This window comes from Brevibacillus sp. HB2.2 (assembly GCF_013284275.1).
Taxonomy (GTDB): domain Bacteria; phylum Bacillota; class Bacilli; order Brevibacillales; family Brevibacillaceae; genus Brevibacillus; species Brevibacillus brevis_D.
On the sequence record NZ_JABSUV010000039.1, the window covers coordinates 40106 to 58202 of the forward strand.

At 42.6% G+C, this 18097-nt stretch carries 28 protein-coding genes and 1 pseudogene; 7 read left to right on the forward strand and 22 right to left on the reverse strand.

The genetic code is table 11. From position 1 onward, the window contains the following. Positions 1-2: 2 nt before the first annotated feature. The 3 genes from HP401_RS33455 to HP401_RS33465 are packed head-to-tail and all read right to left on the reverse strand — an operon-like array spanning position 3 to position 2531. Positions 3-830, reverse strand: coding sequence for a DUF2815 family protein (locus tag HP401_RS33455; protein ID WP_173606760.1), 828 nt, complete (start codon positions 828-830; stop codon positions 3-5). Beyond that, a complete protein-coding gene (locus tag HP401_RS33460) occupies positions 823-2031 on the reverse strand; it encodes a DUF2800 domain-containing protein (RefSeq protein ID WP_173606761.1) in 1209 nt (402 codons plus the stop codon). The genes HP401_RS33455 and HP401_RS33460 overlap by 8 nt, the downstream gene beginning before the upstream one ends. Beyond that, entirely contained in the window at positions 2028-2531 is a 504-nt protein-coding gene (locus HP401_RS33465) for a hypothetical protein (RefSeq protein ID WP_173606762.1), read from the reverse strand. The genes HP401_RS33460 and HP401_RS33465 overlap by 4 nt, the downstream gene beginning before the upstream one ends. A 172-nt stretch (positions 2532-2703) precedes the next feature. Here HP401_RS33465 and HP401_RS33470 point away from each other — a divergent pair, with 172 nt between their 5' ends. After that, entirely contained in the window at positions 2704-3000 is a 297-nt protein-coding gene (locus HP401_RS33470; RefSeq protein ID WP_173606763.1) for a hypothetical protein, read from the forward strand. Positions 3001-3018: 18 nt separating this feature from the next. Here the strand turns inward: HP401_RS33470 and HP401_RS33475 are convergent, their stop codons facing one another. From HP401_RS33475 to HP401_RS33490, 4 genes are all read right to left on the reverse strand, one after another. Continuing rightward, the gene (locus HP401_RS33475; RefSeq protein WP_173606764.1) at positions 3019-3198 is read right to left on the reverse strand and encodes a hypothetical protein; all 180 of its coding nucleotides are present in this window, start codon (positions 3196-3198) and stop codon (positions 3019-3021) included. Between the two features lie 173 nt (positions 3199-3371). After that, positions 3372-3599, reverse strand: a complete 228-nt coding sequence (locus HP401_RS33480; protein WP_173606765.1) for an AbrB/MazE/SpoVT family DNA-binding domain-containing protein — start codon at positions 3597-3599, stop codon at positions 3372-3374. A gap of 93 nt (positions 3600-3692) precedes the next feature. After that, positions 3693-3923: a hypothetical protein gene (locus tag HP401_RS33485; protein ID WP_173606766.1), complete on the reverse strand. Its 231-nt coding sequence runs from the start codon at positions 3921-3923 to the stop codon at positions 3693-3695. Next, on the reverse strand, positions 3920-4216 hold the full coding sequence (locus HP401_RS33490) for a hypothetical protein (protein WP_173606767.1): 297 nt from the start codon (positions 4214-4216) through the stop codon (positions 3920-3922). Before HP401_RS33490 ends, HP401_RS33485 begins: the two co-directional genes overlap by 4 nt. Before the next feature lie 107 nt (positions 4217-4323). Between HP401_RS33490 and HP401_RS33495 the strand changes: the two genes are divergently transcribed. Continuing rightward, the gene (locus HP401_RS33495; protein WP_173606768.1) at positions 4324-4548 is read left to right on the forward strand and encodes a hypothetical protein; all 225 of its coding nucleotides are present in this window, start codon (positions 4324-4326) and stop codon (positions 4546-4548) included. Here HP401_RS33495 and HP401_RS33500 read toward each other — a convergent pair. The 4 genes from HP401_RS33500 to HP401_RS33515 all read right to left on the reverse strand — a co-directional run bounded on the left by HP401_RS33500 (position 4545) and on the right by HP401_RS33515 (position 6248). Then, a complete protein-coding gene (locus HP401_RS33500) occupies positions 4545-4748 on the reverse strand; it encodes a hypothetical protein (RefSeq protein WP_173606769.1) in 204 nt (67 codons plus the stop codon). The genes HP401_RS33495 and HP401_RS33500 overlap by 4 nt on opposite strands. Before the next feature lie 29 nt (positions 4749-4777). Next, positions 4778-5431, reverse strand: coding sequence for a Rha family transcriptional regulator (locus HP401_RS33505; RefSeq protein WP_173606770.1), 654 nt, complete (start codon positions 5429-5431; stop codon positions 4778-4780). A 41-nt stretch (positions 5432-5472) separates the two neighbouring features. Beyond that, positions 5473-5751: a group-specific protein gene (locus HP401_RS33510; RefSeq protein ID WP_173606771.1), complete on the reverse strand. Its 279-nt coding sequence runs from the start codon at positions 5749-5751 to the stop codon at positions 5473-5475. A gap of 254 nt (positions 5752-6005) precedes the next feature. Beyond that, positions 6006-6248, reverse strand: coding sequence for a helix-turn-helix domain-containing protein (locus tag HP401_RS33515; protein ID WP_173606772.1), 243 nt, complete (start codon positions 6246-6248; stop codon positions 6006-6008). A 192-nt stretch (positions 6249-6440) separates the two neighbouring features. On the opposite strand from HP401_RS33515, the gene HP401_RS33520 reads away from it, so the two are divergent. After that, positions 6441-6794 carry a helix-turn-helix domain-containing protein gene (locus tag HP401_RS33520; protein WP_173606773.1) on the forward strand — a complete coding sequence of 118 codons (354 nt, stop codon included), beginning with the start codon at positions 6441-6443 and terminating at the stop codon, positions 6792-6794. Positions 6795-7161: 367 nt separating this feature from the next. Here the strand turns inward: HP401_RS33520 and HP401_RS33525 are convergent, their stop codons facing one another. The 3 genes from HP401_RS33525 to HP401_RS33535 all read right to left on the reverse strand — a co-directional run bounded on the left by HP401_RS33525 (position 7162) and on the right by HP401_RS33535 (position 9710). Then, positions 7162-7332: a hypothetical protein gene (locus HP401_RS33525; RefSeq protein WP_173606774.1), complete on the reverse strand. Its 171-nt coding sequence runs from the start codon at positions 7330-7332 to the stop codon at positions 7162-7164. 25 nt (positions 7333-7357) lie between these two features. Next, a complete protein-coding gene (locus HP401_RS33530) occupies positions 7358-8590 on the reverse strand; it encodes a helix-turn-helix domain-containing protein (protein ID WP_173606775.1) in 1233 nt (410 codons plus the stop codon). 325 nt (positions 8591-8915) lie between these two features. Continuing rightward, positions 8916-9710 carry a Fic family protein gene (locus HP401_RS33535; RefSeq protein ID WP_173606776.1) on the reverse strand — a complete coding sequence of 265 codons (795 nt, stop codon included), beginning with the start codon at positions 9708-9710 and terminating at the stop codon, positions 8916-8918. Positions 9711-9816: 106 nt separating this feature from the next. Between HP401_RS33535 and HP401_RS33540 the strand changes: the two genes are divergently transcribed. Together HP401_RS33540 and HP401_RS33545 are read left to right on the forward strand one after the other, a co-directional pair. Further along, positions 9817-9951, forward strand: a complete 135-nt coding sequence (locus tag HP401_RS33540; protein WP_173606777.1) for a ribbon-helix-helix domain-containing protein — start codon at positions 9817-9819, stop codon at positions 9949-9951. Positions 9952-10009: 58 nt separating this feature from the next. Continuing rightward, positions 10010-11218 carry a site-specific integrase gene (locus HP401_RS33545; RefSeq protein ID WP_173606778.1) on the forward strand — a complete coding sequence of 403 codons (1209 nt, stop codon included), beginning with the start codon at positions 10010-10012 and terminating at the stop codon, positions 11216-11218. Positions 11219-12153: 935 nt separating this feature from the next. On the opposite strand, the gene HP401_RS33550 is transcribed toward HP401_RS33545, so the two are convergent. Next, positions 12154-12303: a hypothetical protein gene (locus tag HP401_RS33550; protein WP_173606779.1), complete on the reverse strand. Its 150-nt coding sequence runs from the start codon at positions 12301-12303 to the stop codon at positions 12154-12156. Between the two features lie 180 nt (positions 12304-12483). Next, a complete protein-coding gene (locus HP401_RS33555) occupies positions 12484-12981 on the reverse strand; it encodes a hypothetical protein (protein ID WP_173606780.1) in 498 nt (165 codons plus the stop codon). A gap of 683 nt (positions 12982-13664) precedes the next feature. On the opposite strand from HP401_RS33555, the gene HP401_RS33560 reads away from it, so the two are divergent. After that, on the forward strand, positions 13665-13937 hold the full coding sequence (locus HP401_RS33560) for an HU family DNA-binding protein (protein ID WP_173606781.1): 273 nt from the start codon (positions 13665-13667) through the stop codon (positions 13935-13937). Between the two features lie 154 nt (positions 13938-14091). Here HP401_RS33560 and HP401_RS33565 read toward each other — a convergent pair whose 3' ends face one another. The 3 genes from HP401_RS33565 to HP401_RS35745 all read right to left on the reverse strand — a co-directional run bounded on the left by HP401_RS33565 (position 14092) and on the right by HP401_RS35745 (position 15519). Then, positions 14092-14337 (reverse strand): YolD-like family protein, encoded by a 246-nt coding sequence (locus tag HP401_RS33565; RefSeq protein ID WP_173606782.1) that lies wholly within the window; start codon positions 14335-14337, stop codon positions 14092-14094. 886 nt (positions 14338-15223) lie between these two features. Next, on the reverse strand, positions 15224-15361 hold the full coding sequence (locus HP401_RS33575; protein WP_173606783.1) for a hypothetical protein: 138 nt from the start codon (positions 15359-15361) through the stop codon (positions 15224-15226). Beyond that, positions 15358-15519: a methyltransferase gene (locus tag HP401_RS35745; RefSeq protein WP_375140438.1), complete on the reverse strand. Its 162-nt coding sequence runs from the start codon at positions 15517-15519 to the stop codon at positions 15358-15360. Before HP401_RS35745 ends, HP401_RS33575 begins: the two co-directional genes overlap by 4 nt. 70 nt (positions 15520-15589) lie before the next feature. Between HP401_RS35745 and HP401_RS33580 the strand changes: the two genes are divergently transcribed. Continuing rightward, positions 15590-16276 (forward strand): aspartate/glutamate racemase family protein, encoded by a 687-nt coding sequence (locus tag HP401_RS33580; protein ID WP_064202658.1) that lies wholly within the window; start codon positions 15590-15592, stop codon positions 16274-16276. A 137-nt stretch (positions 16277-16413) separates the two neighbouring features. On the opposite strand, the pseudogene HP401_RS33585 reads toward HP401_RS33580, so the two are convergent. From HP401_RS33585 to HP401_RS33595, 3 genes and pseudogenes are all read right to left on the reverse strand, one after another. Then, positions 16414-17128, reverse strand: a pseudogene (locus HP401_RS33585) (glycoside hydrolase family 73 protein). Next, positions 17128-17415, reverse strand: a complete 288-nt coding sequence (locus HP401_RS33590; protein WP_173606785.1) for a phage holin family protein — start codon at positions 17413-17415, stop codon at positions 17128-17130. Before HP401_RS33590 ends, HP401_RS33585 begins: the two are co-directional and overlap by 1 nt. A gap of 23 nt (positions 17416-17438) precedes the next feature. Continuing rightward, positions 17439-17741 (reverse strand): hypothetical protein, encoded by a 303-nt coding sequence (locus HP401_RS33595; RefSeq protein ID WP_173606786.1) that lies wholly within the window; start codon positions 17739-17741, stop codon positions 17439-17441. Positions 17742-18097: the final 356 nt, after the last annotated feature.

The window sequence follows — 18097 nt, forward strand, 5'->3', positions numbered from 1 at the left end:
GCTTACAGTCCCATGATTCCGCCGCTAAACGGTTTCCCTGTAATCGGGTCAAACTGAGTCGGTGGCGCTACTGGAGGTTGCTGACCATACCCCTGCTGCATTGGTGGATAGCCCGTCGGTTGCTGTACAGGTGGCGCTGGAGGCATGTAACTCTGTTGAGGGTACCCTTGCGGCTGGCCGTATGCAGGAGGCTGACCATAGACCGAAGGTTGCTGTGGAGCTCCGTACCCTTGTGGCGGATATGTTGGCGGTTGATACGCTGGTACAGACGGCGCGTGATCTGCCAAGATGCCGAAATCGGATGCGGCGGAAGCGCCTCCGCCACCAAGCGGCTGACCATCTTCAAGCTTTTGCACGTTACCCAGTCCGCAACCGATCCCTTTCTTGCCCTGGCTGAGATATCCGAAGAATCGAATGGACACACGCGCATAAATTCCAGAATAGACTTCGGACTGGTTAATGATCGGGTTCAAATTGATATCGACGACATCTGGCTTTCGGTCTGCTTGAGTGGATGCTGTCATAACCCAATGCCCCCGGCATTCTTCACCGAATGGAGTGCCATCAGCCTTTACTCCATCCCCGTCATGGATCGGTGTTGCAACCATTGGAGGACGTACACCGTTCCATCTAGTCCCTGTGGCTTCTTGAATCGCCGCAGCAATAGCAGCATCGATACGTTGTCTCGTCGCCACATCAGATTTAGGAATCAGAAGCGTAACACTGAATTTCGGCTCGCCGCCGTTCAATCCGGCCCGTGGTGTGAACAGGTGAACATAGCTCAGTCTCACTTTTCCGGTTACAACGCGTTTTGGGTCTTGGTTACTCATTTTTTGGTTCCTCCTCGGATTTAAAGTCATCGCTTGCGCTTATACGTTTAATCGCTTCACGGTTATCGCTTAATGGCGCGAGTGTCGGTTTGCCTGGAATCGTCTTGACGTGCCCGGCTTCCAGTAAGAGCTCTTTGTACTGCTTTGGTTTGAGAACCTTTTCTAGTTGGGCAACTGTCAGCGGCTTACGTTCAAACAACATAGCCCCGTCAATCCCACTGGCTTCGAGGTGGGCGAAAGCTGCATCAATGTCGTTATACTCTCTTCCACCACGACCATTAACCGCTTTCCAACCAGGAACGTCATTCCCTTTTAAACATTCAGCCAATGCGTAATCGTTCAATTGTTTCACCCAAGAAGCCAGATTCCGCGCCCTTTCGAGGATGAGTCCTACTTCCTCAATAGAAATCAGTGGCGGCTTCATCATCTTGAACTCTTCGAGAGCCATATGCGCGTCTACTCGTGCCCTGCAAACTGCTTTAGCACGGCAGAACTTGCAATGGTCGCCTGTCACAAACGATCCTTCTCCATTGAAAGCCATTTGCGCCACTGGTTTGATACTCTCTCCCCAAGCCAGTAAGTCTGTGATCGACATTTGGTATTCAGAAATGTTGTTCAAGCGAGGCTGCACGATTGCAAGATGGACATTCTCAATCGGATACAGAATGCTATATTCAATGAATGCGCCCAGCGCATATAGCTTCATTTGCGGGTTATCAACTGCAGACACCTCAACACCCTTGCCGTACTTGAAATCTACGATGTGTAGCGTGTTGCCGCCGATTATATTGCAGTCGCCAGTTCCAAAGCCTTCGGGTGCATACATGCTGTAGTCGATCCGTTTTTCAATTGCAATGTACGGCGGACTGCTGAATCCGTGGACGATTCCCTGCACGTATTCAAGGTAGGTATCCGTATGCCGAAGCATTTCTTCCTCGTACACCAGCTCACCGTTGAACTGTTTCTCCTTGAGCTTTTTTAAACGTGAATTGAACGTTCTTGCCCCCATGGGTTCGATGAAGTACTTCCGCAGCTTTAGCTCTGCAATCTCATGCGCCAGCGTTCCCTCTGCCGCAGACCTTGATGTCGTGTCAGGAAGTGTCTCCTCGATCCTCGCGCTCGGGGTGCAGTGAAGCCACCTATGTGAACTGCTGGCGGAGAGGAGCGCGTGTGAACGCTCCTCATGCCTTACAGTGCTCATATTTTCGCCCCCATGGCTCGAAGGTGAGTCGCAAACGCGCCGAATTGCTCTTTAGGGAGAGCTGTCAGGGCTTGTACACCGAAAGCGGAAAGCAGTTGGACAAGTTCTTCGCGCCGCCCGGCATCTACTAGTTGAGTAGCTGCTACTGCTAATTGATCAATCGAATAAGTCGGTGCTTCGGTAGGGACTGCTCCAGGATTGACGCCAGGAACTGCCCCGGGTACTACTGGTGGAGCTGCAGATGGTGTTACCGGTACAGCTTGCTCCGGTTGGTACGTCGGAGGTACTGGAGGTACAATTTGCGGCGGTTGCTGGTAATAATCTTGAACAGTTTGTGCTGGTACAGGCGTAAAAGGTGGTACGGCGGCAGGTTGCGGCGTGAATGTGGGAACAGCTTGTGGTGTTGCTGCGGCGATCAACTGATTCCCCGTGATCGAATGAGCCAGGGCTTGAATGGCACTTACCAGCTCGGGAGCTTGGATGGTGATGTTTACGTTCATGTTTACCTCCTTGTTTTTGGACCTCCATCGATATACAATGGTGGCAATCAAATGTGTTTTGTTTCGGACTCAGCGTTCCCGCGCTGGGTCTTCCTTCGTTTTGTAGGATTTTCCATCCCTCTTGTCGAAATGGTCCAGACATACCAATTTTTAAAGAAGAGAGTGAATTATATTGTCCAGTGAAACGGGTAAAGAGCTGTATAACCAACCAGAAGCTTTTGACTATTTGACTCTCGGTCAACAATCCCATTTAACAGATTGGATCAAAGCTAACCTCGACCCCATTGAGTCTTTCAATACCCGCCATACTTCCTATGGCTTGAAGCACATTTTTGAGAAAACAGGCGGTTATTACGTTGGAAACGGTGCCTTCAAAGGTGCAATGCTTAAATGCGGATTTAAGGTAAAAGATAAAGCAGCAATAAATTGGGTATTTAACATATCCGAGAAATCGAAAGCATTACAATGAGGAAATTTTTCGTAATCATTAGGACCCGTTTGATTCCAAGCGGGTTTTCATTTCGTTAACCACATAAGACAATTGATCTAAGTCCTCATGGAGCGCCTTTTTAATAGTTTCGTTATCTTCAACGCCAACTTTATCAATGTGTAACTTGAAACCTTCAATGATCTCTTGAAAGTGCAGCATGATCTGCTGTTCATCCATCCCCATTCACCTCCCCTCACTATTTGATTGCGAGGCCGCCAGCAGCCCAACCTCTCTGCCAGCCGTACAGCTCCGCTGACTGATCCCGATGACCTCGCTATGTATTTGGAGGTTCGAACCTCCGTGCAACTGACATTTTTCTATCAGCTGCACGCAGGGCCGAAGCCCGCGTTTCACAGGCAAGCCTTGCAAACCAATTTTCCGCTCTTGTGAGGTTGAACGTTCTCAACACTCCCACACAAAGCGCAACCAGGCACATACTTCTTAATAATGATTTGGTCATTGTTCACGAAGAACTCCATTGGAGTCCCTTCCGGAAGACCAAGGGTGTTACGCAACTCCATTGGCAAAACAACTCGTCCCAAAGGATCGATTTTTCTTACAACGCCTATTGATTTCATATCCCTATTCCTCCTGTAATTTCAGTTAGATACAAGATCATTGCGTGTATCCCAGCTCATCCGATTCAATGACAAAGGCTGCAGCAGCTCGTGTCATAGTGCTTGTCCACCCTCAAGTAACTGTGGTAGGATAGGACTATTCAAGTTTGTTTGAGTGTTGAATTGGTCACTGTTGCGAGCAGTGGCCATTTCCTTTTCCAGCTCGTTTACTTCATTAACAATCCACCAGTCCCAAGTTCCGTCAGCTGGCTGATCGCGCAGAGAACGGTAGATTCTCCAAAGTTCTGCTATTCGGTTAATCGCAGAATCAAAGTCGTACCTCATACCCCCTCACCATCCAAATACCGCGTATACTTTCTAACATCTGAAACACCTACACAATTCACGCTAAGACCAAACCCATCGACCTTACCTATTGGTGATTGATGACAAAACTGATGCACCGTATGCAAGCCCATTGAATCAGCGATCAACACGGTACGAGTGTAAACTTCTTCCGACACCGCTCTGACCGTATCGCTCAGGATCGTGGCACGTATGCCCATTGCAGTCAGCTTATTGAGTATTTTGGTGACTTCCATTTCCAGTTCTTTAAAAACAGGTGTAAATTTGCCCATTGCTCTTGTCCCTCCGATCAGGATATTAATTTGTAGGATTTCAACCCTTCTTGTCGAATTTGGAAGTTGTCCAGACTTACCAAATCGTTACAGAAAGGAGTACTCTTATGTTTCGTTACAACAGCCGTGTCGGCGTAATGTTGATCTACTTTGATAAGAGAGTTGGAAAATACGCTTTACAAATTGGTCAAACTATTTATGACCATCACGATAGTGCTCAATCTGCTGCGGATAACGTTTATATGCATGTAACTGGCTGTTCTGCATGGGACAGACTCGACGGTCAAGTCCTTGATGCCCCTACGGATCTATCTGAGTGGATTAGAGTTTAATCCCGATCTTCCAGTGACGGCCAGAGCCGATTCCTTGCATCTCGGAAAATCATCGTGGCTTCACGAAACGTTAAATCGTGGCGTTTCATCAAATCCATGAACTCGTTTGTTGCTTGTCCAATGGGCGTGGTGCTACTTGCGCCCACTTTTCCTTTTTCAATTTCCTCCTGAACAATCTTGCGAATACGTTTTTCATCCATTCCCACTCTCCTCCTCCCAGGCTTGTCCATTACGCAATTCGTTTCAACTTCATCCGGTCAAGATACTGTGCAAGCATCTGTTTACGTTGGTCGTATTCAGGGATTGCGATGATCAGGCCGATATCCACACGCTGTAATGTCTCGATGGCTTGAATTTGCGCCAAGGATAGATAAGGCTTAATGACCTCACCTTTAGCGAGTCCATTTTGCTCCCTGAATGATTTTGCATCCATCCCCAATACAATCCGGTAGATCATGTTTATCTCGTTGGAGAAGTGGTAATGTTTCGGCTCTTCATGTGCTGACATGATCGCATCCGTAAACGCCGGAAATTCAATCTTGGTTGCTTGCAGTGATTGAATGAATGCCGCCATTTCGTTAAAACGTCGAATGTAAGCTTCTTTAAAACGAGCTGCTTTTGCTCCGCGATACCCCATAGCCAGAAAGGTGAATCCGTCTTTCGTCATGAGATATTCGGGTTGTTTCTTGTTCTGCTCGTTCTTGTAGGAGGACTGCTCAAAATTGAGCCGTCTAAATCCTTCACTGCAATCCAGATTTTCGATATCGCGAAGGACATTCTTATGCTCTTTTTCGAACTCCACAGCCACTTGCCGACTGCTGCAAAATGCCTGACCATTACGTTCGTAAAGACCGTATTCAGGATTGAGAATCAGCTTGCTCACACGGTTTACCTCCCCTGTTTGAAACTTGTCCACCAAAAAAATCAATGCTTTGGTTGTTCGGATAACCACTGAGTTAAAAACTCTCTAGTCTCCCTAGCTGGGAAGTACCATTTAGTGCCGATTTTATGTTTGGGGAATCTAGGATCGTAAAAGAACTGATTAAGAATAGTGGGCCAGCACATCATGGTTCTACGTAATAGCTCTTTCTTATCCCAAAACACCAACTCTGCATCAACTTCCTTGATCAATTCCGAAATCTTTTCTCGGCACATATTTCTTATCTCTTGTTCATTTACATCTACTGCTACTAGCTTTTTCATAATATTCACTCCCTTCTTTAAGCGTTAATTGGCGATCCCATTTGACCCTGTAGTAATCGAAAAGCCCTGCTTTCTTGAGGTATGCGATTCTGTACTCTAGCGACCTTTCTAGGCGACCAAGGGCCAGTGATAAGGATTTCAAAGAGTCAGTTTCATAGAATTTACAAAGGTAGGCTGTCTCATCATCCGTAAATCGTTTTCCCTGATTAGGATGAAAGTCTGGATGGTACATCAGACGTCCACGCTTGTCGTATTCAATGCCCTGCTCTGGAACCGATTTGTTCAGCTTCTTGGTCATTCGCTTCACCATTCATTAAGTATTCTGCTGTAGTTTCCAAAGCGGTCGCGATTCTTGTCAGAAGTGGATAACAAATCTTTTTCCCGCGTGCCCCAGTTTCAATTTGGGACATATAACCCTTTGAGATATTGACCAATTTGGCGAGAGCTTCTAGCCTTAACCCCCTTTTCTCTCGCAACTCTCGAATTCTGTTATGCATAACATCACATCCAGTTATCAATTTGCTATCTTGATTTAAATTTTGTTAGCATTTCGCTTTCGTTCTTTTAATATAAGTTAGCAAATCGCTTACAGTCAACTATAATTTTATTAAAATGCCAATTTTTTTGTTTGCAGTCCGCTAACACATTGATTAAAATAGGGATATGATGATATAAGGGTGAGTAATCTAATGGATAATCTCTTCGGGGAAAGATTGCGTTCGTTACGAATGGAAAAGGATATGTCTCAAGAGGAACTTGGCGAAACGTTTGGGGTAGGGAAAGTAACTATTTCTGGATATGAGCGTGGAACCAGAACACCCACATTTGATATGCTTATCGGATTTGCTGAATTTTTTCACGTAAGTACAGACTATATGTTAGGCAGGACAGATAATAGGACTCCAATCAAAGGTTTAGAAGCCATGATTGCTAGCAGCAAAACCCTTAATGAGGTTTTAGCCAAGATGGCCCCAAGCGAACAAGATAAGTTTCTCGAATTTGCCATGTGGACGCTTCAAACAAAAGCACAAAACCGCCCTTAATCGGGCGGTTTTTTTTTTATTTCGTTTTCTGGGAATATTCCAGAAATGCTTTATATAATTCATTTATCTGTTCCGGTGTACAGGTCGTTGCTATGTAATTGAGTTTTTCGAGCTTAGTCTTGTCTGACTGTGTCGCTACATTCTCCATGCACTAATCCCCCTATTTTCGAACACTTGTTCTCTTTTGATTGTGTGAGTATCTTGCACATTTTGCAACTGTTTCCAGTCCTATAACAAAAATAACGCCAGGCTCATATGCCTAACGTTATTTTATACCAGTCAAATTCTTTTTTCTGTAAAGTGCTACAACTTTTTTCTCCAAAATTTGTAAATCACTTTACATTTATGTTTAGATTCACCGAAACCCTTACCACTCTGGTGGGCCGCTAAGAGCTACAATATTCCCATTGCTAGATGGCACCAGCACCGGATCTCCTTGTGCCGGTGCCCATTCAGGTGGTCCAGCAAGAGCTGATCCACTAAACACCCCAAGTGCCAACATCAAAGCCGTAACAGGTACAACAAGTAACTTTTTCATAATAACCCCTCCTTTTCCGAGATACCTATATTCTACTAGATAAAAACATTCTCTCTAGGACGAAATTTTTTGTTAGCTCACGTTCGTCTCTTAAATAGCTGTTGTTAAGTTCTTGAAGAATATTCCCTACTTCTGGGGAGAGAAAGTTTCCAGTCTCGACTGCTTCAAGCATAATTTTGTTTCTTCTCAAAAGCATACTTTCTACATCGTAATGTGGCCATTTGTTTTTCTTTGCGCGATCTAAGAGCCTATCGCATTCGACGATCTTAGCGTGCGCTTGTTCCAGATTACCCAGTTTGATTTCCATCATTATCATGTCATTTAACGAATGCGCCCTAGCCGGATCGAGTACATCATACTTTGTGAATACATCTTCCCAATACTCGTTCGCTTTACCATAATCCCCGTTCATGTAGTACAAACGAGCAAGCCCTGCTTTAACAATCGAATGGTGATATTCAGTTGGCTTCAGGAGACTAAGACTGACCAGTTCGGCCTCAAGAGCTTCTTCGAATTCAATTTGTTGCATGCAAATCAGGGCGTGCCGATGGTATGCAAAGGCTGTATGCTTATATACTTCACCGTTCATAGTGTCCAGTGCCTTTGATGATACTTTGTAAGCTTTTCGAATATTACCAGAGTAGAAATACGCATTGGCTTGGTAACAAAGAATCTGTGACAGGCGACTATTCCCTAGTGTTACCTTGCATTTTATGCCCTCGGTAATCGTAATAAAAGCAGAGAAGTTACTGGACTCACGTGAATGATGGTAAAGCTTTTCAATCATTTCAAAGAAAGCCTCTGGGTCTGGATCAAGATATTGCGTTACCTTAATCAGCCAATCGTTTTTACGGCGATTCACTTTCCCTTTGAATTTCAATTCCCACATGATCATCTGGAATAACGTCGAGAAAATAGCGTGAAGATCGTTAGTCTTTAAAGACTCCTTGATTACCTGTTTCATGACTGAATTAATAACAGGATGGTATTGATCTGATACAACAGCATCGGCCAATGCCATAAGTTCTTTCCTGTCCTCTTGTATACTGATGTAATGCCTGATTAACTCTTCCGAACCAAACAATTGAAAAGCGTGTTCTACAAATTTTGCTTTCGGGACATTTTGGCCTCGCTCTGTGTTTGCAATCGTTTGTCTTGAGACGTCCAACTCTTCGGCTAGTTTGTCCTGGTTCCATCCTCGATCATTTCTCAGATTCTTCAATAACAGCCCGAATTGTTTACGTTTATGATATAGCATTTATTACTTCTCTCCTTTGAGAAGCAAAAGCCTTACACCAATTTTATGATGGCAGGATTTAAGTAATAAACCGAATTTGTACCACTTGTTGTATCCTGTTCAAAGCTGTAAAATATTGTTTATGTCGACGGAAAGCGGTTTCGGCCCGCCACCAAGGTCTGGTCTTGGTGGTAAAGAGTACGAAAGGTTCGTGGCCAATCGTACCCCGTTGGCTTTTTGCTTTTACCAGTTTTTAGATCGATCGTTAATAAAAGTAAATTTCACCTAACAAGTATAACATTTTCCTTAACAAAATTTTATTGTATCAGAAAATTTTTTTAAGAAATCACACCCACAAAGCAGCATATTCCTCGACTCTTTTCTCTTCGATCCGCTTCATCGTGCCATAGAAGCATTTCAGGAAACGATCAAGCTCCCACTCTTTTTTATCCCTCTTGTACTCGATCTTGGTGTATTCCCAGGCATTGGCAGCAATTGGCAACACGTTCTCGTTACGAGTCCACCCTGTAGCGCGTTTAAACATCACCACCTTGCCCCAGAACTGTTTGATTACTCTTCCGCATGAAAATCCTTGCTGGATCAACTTAGCGAATTCTTTCGGGATGTAAGAAGGAATTACAGAGCTGTCTTTTGCGAGATGCGTTCCGTTTACGTTATTTTTCTTAGTTTCTTTTGGTCTTTTTGGAGTATTAAAAATCCCTGTATTAGATTCCTGATTGGAAGCCTCAACCTTTGATATTTCAGGCGTTTTAGGCTTGTCCAACCCCGTCACTTCAACCCCGTCATTCAAGGGTAAAAAATAGTAAATGTTCGCCCCTTGGAGCCCTGTTTTTCTGGAAGTAAAGATACGTTTTATAATCCCTTCCTGCTCCAACTTCCTAATCGCCCTTTCCACACTTGCCCGGCTTACTTTTGTTAAAGCAATGATTGTTTCGATTTTTAGGTATGCGACTCCTAAAACTTTCATCGATCGTAACCTTAATACATCTAGAACACACAAAGTTGATGGAGTAAGCTTGTTTCTTAATTTCCTTACCCGTTCGTTGATAGACTGTCTTAGGTCCCTTTTTGAAGCAAAATAACTAAAAGGTTGCATTTCTAAAAGCATGCTCTTATCCATATGGATATCTCCTTTATATCTATTAGATATCCAAAGTATATACATAGATTCACAGTATTGCAATACTATATTAGATTGTTTATACTTTGGATAGGAGGTGAATATCATGTCATCAGAAACTACTAAAGCACTTATAACCATGCCTGTAGAATTAAAAAAGAAACTGGAAGAAGAAGCGAAAAATGAAAACAGAAGCTTGAGCAATTACATTGTTACTTTGCTTCAAAAAAGGCATCAATAAAAAGTCGCACCCAATCGGATGCGCTTTTTTTACATTCTAAATGTAAGGAGAAAACGTTATGGCGAGTTTCAGAAAGCGAGGAAAAAAATGGGAGTATCGATTAAAGTACACTGATCCTTTCACTCAGGAGTACAAAGAAAAAACAAAAGGGGGTTTTGCAACTAAGAAAGAAGCACAAATCGCAGCCACTGAATTTGAAAACGGCTTGTTGGAGGGATACGAGCAAAAGGATCTACCGCTCCAAGATTTTCTTATGATTTGGTTAGATGAGTACAAAAAAGACACAGTGCGTAAAAATACCTTTACATTACACAGCCGAAACATTTCAAACCATATTGTTCCATATTTCAAAAAAATCATGTTACAAGAATTAAAACCGTTTATGTACCAAAAATTTATAAATCACCTTGCAGAAGATAAAGACTACAGTAAGCGAACTATCGAATTGATCCACACAACTCTAAACAACGCAATGGAAAAAGCCTTGACTTTGAATAAGATCGAGAAAAACCCCTGCAGCGGTGTTACCATCAAGGGTCGCGAAAAAAATAAGACCGGTTTAAAATTTATGGAGACAAGTGACATTCCCCGATTTTTACAAGCGGTACACCTTTACGGCTACATTTATTGGCTATTTTTTAAAGTGCTAATTGAAACTGGTATGCGTAAAGGGGAAGCAGGAGCTTTACAGTGGTCGGACATAGATTTTAAGAATATGACGATAAGTATTAACAAGACACTGGACTTTCAAGCAAAAGACAAAAGTGAGCTATTTGGCGATACAAAAACATACAACTCAACTAGAATTATTCGTATGAGCAAAACATTAGCTGATGATCTAAAGCAACACATGAAATACCAGAACCAAAAAAAGCTGGCTTTAAACGAACTTTATCACCACGATTTGAATCTCGTTTTAACCAGAGACGATGGTAATATCGTCCCTAAATCGTCTCTCTTTAACGCTTTCTCACGTACACTTAAACGATTGAACATTCCCTCTATCCCTATTCACTCTCTGAGACACACTCACGCAGTGCTGTTATTAGAAACTGGAACTGATATGAAATACATCCAAGAACGTTTAGGCCACGGTAGCATCCAGATCACCTCGGATGTATATGCACACATCTCAAAGAAAATTGAATTAGACAACATGGACAAGTTTGAAAGCTACATGGAAAGTGTGTACTCAGAAAAAAATAGTGGGCAAATCGTGGGCAAAAATGTAAAACCCCTTAAAAAATCAAATTTGCCCACCAAATAGAAAAACCCCTCGCACCTACAGGCACAAGGGGTTTCGCTTATTAGTAAGCAGTCATGTATTGCTCGCGCTCCCAGTCGTGAACGCGTGTGCGGAACATATCCTTGGCTTTCGATCAGTTTTAATACTCCCTGGAAAGCGCATAATATCAACAGTTTCACCTACTGTTGTTTCAAACGGCATCAAAGCCTTTTCAAATTTTCGTGGGCAAAATAGTGGGCAAACACAAATCTCGATATTCTTCAAATTAAGTGCACCTAGGGGTAATCCAAGCTCCTGTGTGGATTTTGCTTTATAATATATGGCCTTTTCTCTCATGCTTGTTTGGTAACAGAATCGCGAACTCCTACCGCTTCTATCACAAAACCGCTTTTTTGGAATAATGGAAAATCTGTTATTTCAGGTCGAGCGAAACGGAATAGGTCGCTAGGAAGTGCCCAAGCGTTTGTTGTTGAGTTGGCACTTGCTGACAGAGTGTTCCGTGAGAAACTCAAGGGCTACATGATTGGTGGAGGAAAGCATTTCGTATATTTGGCTGACTACATGGACAGGTATTAACAAAACATCCCGTCTCCTCAAAACAGGGACGGGTTGTTTTCTAGCCAGCTAAAATAAACTTTTTTTCAGCAAGGATTTTATTTATAGTTTCGTTTTAATGATATCATTGGTTCATTTTCCCAAACGAATCGATGGCTTGGTGTAACATTATTAGAGCCAATACAATATAAGCAAATATTTCTTTTTGGTTCTTATTTTTTTTGAAAATTAACAATGATACGAGCAGTAAAAACAACAAGGTGCATACGACAAATATGATGGCTACAATATTGACTGACCATCCTTTCTCTTTAAGTATTAGCCGATATCCTTCCAAAAATAATTATAATCTAAGAACGATCCGCAGAAAAACTACTTAACTGCGGATCGTTTAACATTAATTAGTATGGAGTAATATCATTTTTTAGTATGTTATATGCAGTTTCTAAATCTTCTCTTCCAGATTTACTGGAATCATAGATTTTGTAAGCAAGAACAGCACCTGCTGCCCCTTCAGCAATTAAAGGAAGTATCATTTCCCACGTTACCAAAGCAACACCTATAACTACAGCTAACTCAGCTTGAGCCTCTCTTAAATCGCCCCTAGCATCTTCTACTTTATCACAATACCTTTTAAAATCGCTTACGTTTTCATCATTATAAGAATACTTCGTTAATCGCTTTCCTTTACCCCTTTCCAGATAGTCATCAGCATCAGGCGTTGCAACTAATTAATAATAGCGCTTATTAATTTCGTCGTAAGAGCAAATGTTGAATATCCCACCCGATTGACCATCATATTCTGCCTTTAGTTTCTTTGAAGATTTATTCTCGTTGTTACTTTCTTCGTATCCAGGAGATTGTAAAAATTTTTCGCTTAATTTTTCTCCATTAATAAAATACTTTCCATCGCTTGTGATTTCCAGTTCAAATGTTTTCTCACTCTTGATTGAATCGCGATCGTCAATATATTTCTCTTCTACTTGTTTAGTGATTGTAACCTTCTTTGTATCATTTTCATCTACTTCTACTTTTCTAAAAACATTTATGACTTCTTCACCGATGACTTCGCCATCTTCTCCAAAGATATCTTTTGTTTCTGAGAAAAAGTGATTGAGCTCTTCACTTTGTTCCGACAATAGTTTTGTATTATGACTTGCAGCCTGAGCACCTCCAGAATAAGTAAATACTAGAGAAGCTACCAATATTACTGACAATATTCTTTTCATGCTTTTAAACTACCTCCTTGATTTGTATATTTTTACTATATATTTTACACTTTGTCACTAAATGTCGATTCATCAAAATTTATATTTTCTAAATATTCAACCTATACCCATTGGTATCCTCGGCAACTAAATGCCACCATACCGAGATGTAGAAGCAACCAAATCAATGTCGAAAAATTGCCCAAAAGTTTGAAGCAGACTAAAGAAGAAGCTGGCTTGAACTTTTCGCAATTCCTCCAGACATCTATAAAAAGTCAGATTGATATCCGTTAAACACAGGAACACGGGTCATCATAGAGCAAATAAAAAAACAACCTGCCTTTGATTCTAACTGCATTTGAAGTAAAGGACTTCATCACCTGGTATAATGGCCGTGCAGACAGACGCGGCAAAGAAACATACATGTTTTTAATAAGGGGCCATTTACTTATAGATAAGATTATGTAGCTTTCAGTAAGATTCAATCCTTTAAGGTGATGGAATATACCAAATAACACGACGAGGCACCTCCTATAAACCAGGAAGGTGCCTCTTTTTTATAGATTAGCAATCTCTTCGATACATTCTGGTATGTCGTTTTTCAGGCTATTAATCACAGATACCACAAACGAATGTTCCCCAAACACTTACATTCCCTCTATTTTTCTAGTAAAATGAGGATATCTTGAGGAAAGGGTGTTTTCATGAATAAGACTGAACTGGTTACAAAAGTCGCTGAAACCTCCGAATTAACTAAGAAAGATGCTACAAAAGCGGTAGATGCTATATTAGATGCTATTGCAGATGCGCTAAAAGAAGGGGACAAAGTATCCCTTATTGGATTCGGCAATTTTGAAGTGCGGGAGCGAGCTGCTCGAAAGGGTCGTAATCCTCAAACTGGAGAAGAAATTGAAATCGCTGCGAGTAAGATGCCTGCGTTTAAACCAGGTAAAGAACTAAAGGATTCAGTAAAATAATCTATACATACAAAAAACGCCCCGATTATTCGAGGCGTTTTCCTTTTTTTAAGTAATAGTTGTCAATCAAGGTAATTCCGCGTTATGCCGAAGGTACCCCATATAGCATCACCGATATAATTGTATCAATACCTAGAGAGACATGCGCTGGTAATTACTCGTAACTCACCTTCATGATGTCCAGAAAGGGGATTTTCCGTATTGTTTCGTTTTCCTCCACATGAACCAGCCTTGTACGCGAATCAAGAACGATGATCCGCCCTCGGATTTTTTCAGGGAATCCCCAAACAGTTAGCGCTCTTTCGTCGCCATCGTCTTTTGCTTCAACGAGCTGATTTCCCAATTCTTCTAATTCAAGTTCATCCCGAGTCGGTCTTTTTGGTGTGGTTGACTTTGCCATCTATTGAACCTCCTAACTGCTAACATCGATAATCGTATCCATTGGTATCCATTGAACATCTTCATCTGTAAGCAGCTTTACCTTTCTAATATTCGTATCTATCCGCTCAACTTTTCCCCACATCCTACAAGTAGTTCCGATGCTTTTCTTCTTGCGTTTCCACCAAGTAATCGCAACAGCATAATTTTCTCGTCCGGCGTCTCTGAGTTTGGTAATGAAACGATTCAAGTTCATCCTGCACAAGTATAGGCATGGGTACGAGTTTATCGTCTTCCTTCATCTGTAAATACATCGTCCGTTGATCTGGTAGCAAAAAACGCATCGAAAAAGGATTTTCTATCTTAGAGGCCATTTCAATACACCGTTCCTTTCCCAAGTTTCGAACACTTCCATCTGATCGGGCTCAGACCTATGCCACTCAATGTATTCCTCTTTCGTGAGAGCATCGAGTATTGTCATGATTCCGCCTCTATCACGACCTGTCTTGATGCATAGTTCATCTACAGTTGGCGTCCTTCTTCGTCCTGCCGAATAGTTGCCGATCACTCTTAATACCTTCCGCTCGATGTCAGACAAGGCCAAAGTAACCACCCCGAAGAAACAAGAACGTTTGTTTGTATTATATGCGAACAAAACGGGAACACGCAAGTAACTTAAAACTCATCTATATGTTTAGCTAGACATGTACTAATGAAAACCCGTTTCCTTTTAATGTGGAGGCGGGTTGTTTACCACTACGTTCCGATATCCTGCAGCCTGTGCTTCCGCTTCTGTACAGAACAATCCAATGTTTGCAGTAGTTTTTTCGTTGGACATCCCGCCGAGAACATGGTAAGTGGGCCTTGTGAAAGGCTGATCGTCTTGGGAAGTCTCCTTGATTCGAGTCTCAGTTGGTCACAGCTTCTACGATCGAAACGTAGCAACCGGTATCGATGACGCGATTAAACCGTAAATCAGGCCCAGCCAGCAATCGGCGGAATTCCTCTTCCGTACGTTCTCGACCTCTTCGTAGATCGCCATTCAAAGGACATCCATTAATTTACTTGTATGAGGCGTATCTCCAGGAGGGAGAACTGGGTCCATGATGAGCACCCGACCGCCAGGAGCCGTCGCCTCCCAACAACTTCGCAAGATTTGAGTTGCCTGCTCGTCGGTCCAGTTATGCATGATGTACTTAAGCACATAGAAGAAAATTGGATACTTATGTTAAAGTTATAGAGAAGATGGTGACTTTATTTTAGGGGGTACAACTATGATTGGAATATTAGCAGGAATGGGTCCAAAATCTACTGGGCCATTTGTAGATAAAGTAGTAGACCAGTGCCAAAAGATATATGGAGCAATAAATGACATTGATTTCCCTCACATGATGATTTATTCATGTCCAACGCCTTTCTACATTGATAAACCTCTCAACCATACGGACATGGAAATGGCAATTATTAATGGGGCTCGCAGACTTGAAAAAACAGATGTTGATTTTATTGCCATCCCATGTAATACGGCACATATCTATTTTAACCAAATAAACAACTCAGTTTCAGTTCCCATATTAAACATGATTGATGAAACAATAAGGGAAATACCAAAAAACTCAAAAAAGGTAGCTCTTTTAGCCACCAATCCAACGGTTCAGTCTGGAATATTTCAAGATGCTTTAGTGAGAGAAGGTTATGATTTTTTACATCAAGATCGTTGGCAAACCTGCGTGAATCAAATAATAGCAAAGATTAAACAAGGTCAAATCGATGAGTCCCTTCTATTATGGGATGAATTCTATTCAGAATTAGCTGAAACGATTGATACCGCTATCATTGCATGTACAGATTTAAATGTTGTTACAGATAAAAAATCCAATGATATTTCCTTTATTGATTCATCAACTTGTCTCGCTCAAGCCGTTGTACATAAATATTTATCATTAATGGACAGAGGTTAATCTTTCCTATTAGATGAAAGTTTTTAGTTCATGGTCTCCGTTCGGCCCTAAATCAAACCACTGTGGGAACACAAATGAAGTAGCCATAACAGGAATAGCCGGTAATCCTTAGCGTACAGGATACCGGCCTTTTTTGATCAAACGGGGCTTAGTCCGCATTTTGTTGGCGGTACCCCTTGCAGAAGCATTTTATCTGTTGCTCGGTCAAGTAGCGTAAAGACTAACCACGGCAATTCCTCCAGAACGCCTTTCGGATTGTCTATTAGCCTCTGTTTACATTTGTCAGGATCGTTTAGCAATCCTTTTGCAGCAAGGCTGTCAATTGCCTTCAAGCCTGCTTCGCGCTCCAATTCCTCCAGCTTTAATTCTGGTTGTTCTTTATCCACAGAGTTGCCAGACTTATCGACATCATACTGGTGAAGGTTATACGTTTTGATCAAGTTGATCAGTTTCTTTGGATAGGTCGGATCAGTCGCATACCCGCCTTCTTTGATCTTCTGGCAGGCTATCTTGTAATCAGCCCCAAGGACGCCATGGTATCGAGTAGGTTTGTCCCTTGTACCGTTCAGGATAAGGGCTGAGTGATCGGCAATCGATTCGGCCCAGTTATTGTATTTCCGGAATTCCGCGCTTGTTTTAATTGGGGTCGATCCTACATACTCCGTAGTCGGCATGTTAACACTGCCCGCGGTGCCAGTTCCTTTGATACCAAACAGGTTGTTGGCATTGATGGTTAATCCACTTGCTTTCCAAGATCGTCTGGGCAATGGTCAGCGAGGCTGGTACCCGTGTCTTTTTCATATCGGCAACAGCTGCAGGCGCGATTTTTGCGATAAACTCTTGCTGGGTCATTATTGATCACCTTCCCTTTTCACAAATGTCTGCTTCCAAAGCTGGTGCCCCAGTGTTGCAATCCCAGCAGCAAGAATACCCTGAATCGTTGCTTGAACACTAATGGCTCCCATAACTCCCCAGGCTAGTCCAACGCCGCTTACGGTCAGAAGCCATGGAATCAGCCAGTCAGCTACCCTCGGTATTTTCTTTAGAATCACGCCAATAAACAGGAGCGCGACTACAACAATCAATACTTCATCCAACAAGTATTCGTTGGCTAATGCCAACAGGTCCGTTTCTTTCATACTGAACATCCACCTTTCAAGATTTAGTTCTCGTCATCGAGACGATCAAGCCGTTTGTGCGCTTGCTTTGTAGACTCTTCCACGCGAGTTACACGTTCGCTCAGTTCGTCGAACAGTTTCCCTTGCGCTTTCTGATCAAGGCGGATATCATCTACCCCACGTTTAATAAACTCGATATCCGCCCGTTGAAGGGCGCCAGCGCTCGCCTGCTGTGCGATATCCTGATTGATTGCCCTTGAACGCCCTGCCCCCCCAAGCAGGATTCCACTGATTGCGGCTGCTACCGTGATTGAAAGGTGTCCATGTTGCAAAGTCCATACCTGCATCCTCCTAACCCCCTGGGGGCAAAAGATAAGGAGCCGCAATTAGCAGCTCCCCATGAAAATAGCTATGCGATTTTTAAGAGATGGTTGGATTTAACCAGATCTCCCGGTGTTACTTTCCCCAACTCATCAGGCGTTAAATTAATGCCTGCGGAAGCAAACATTCGATCCACTGTCTCCGAGCAATTCAAACGATGAGGCGCATCACGGATCGGCAACCCTGTAAGCAGATACAGCCCGTTTTTAATCGTCTGCCAGAAGTCGTAGGGCGTGCCGATGTGGGCAATTCGTGGGCAAAAATGATAAGCCTCTTAAAAAATCAAAATTGCCCACCAAACAGAAAAACCCCTCGCACCTAC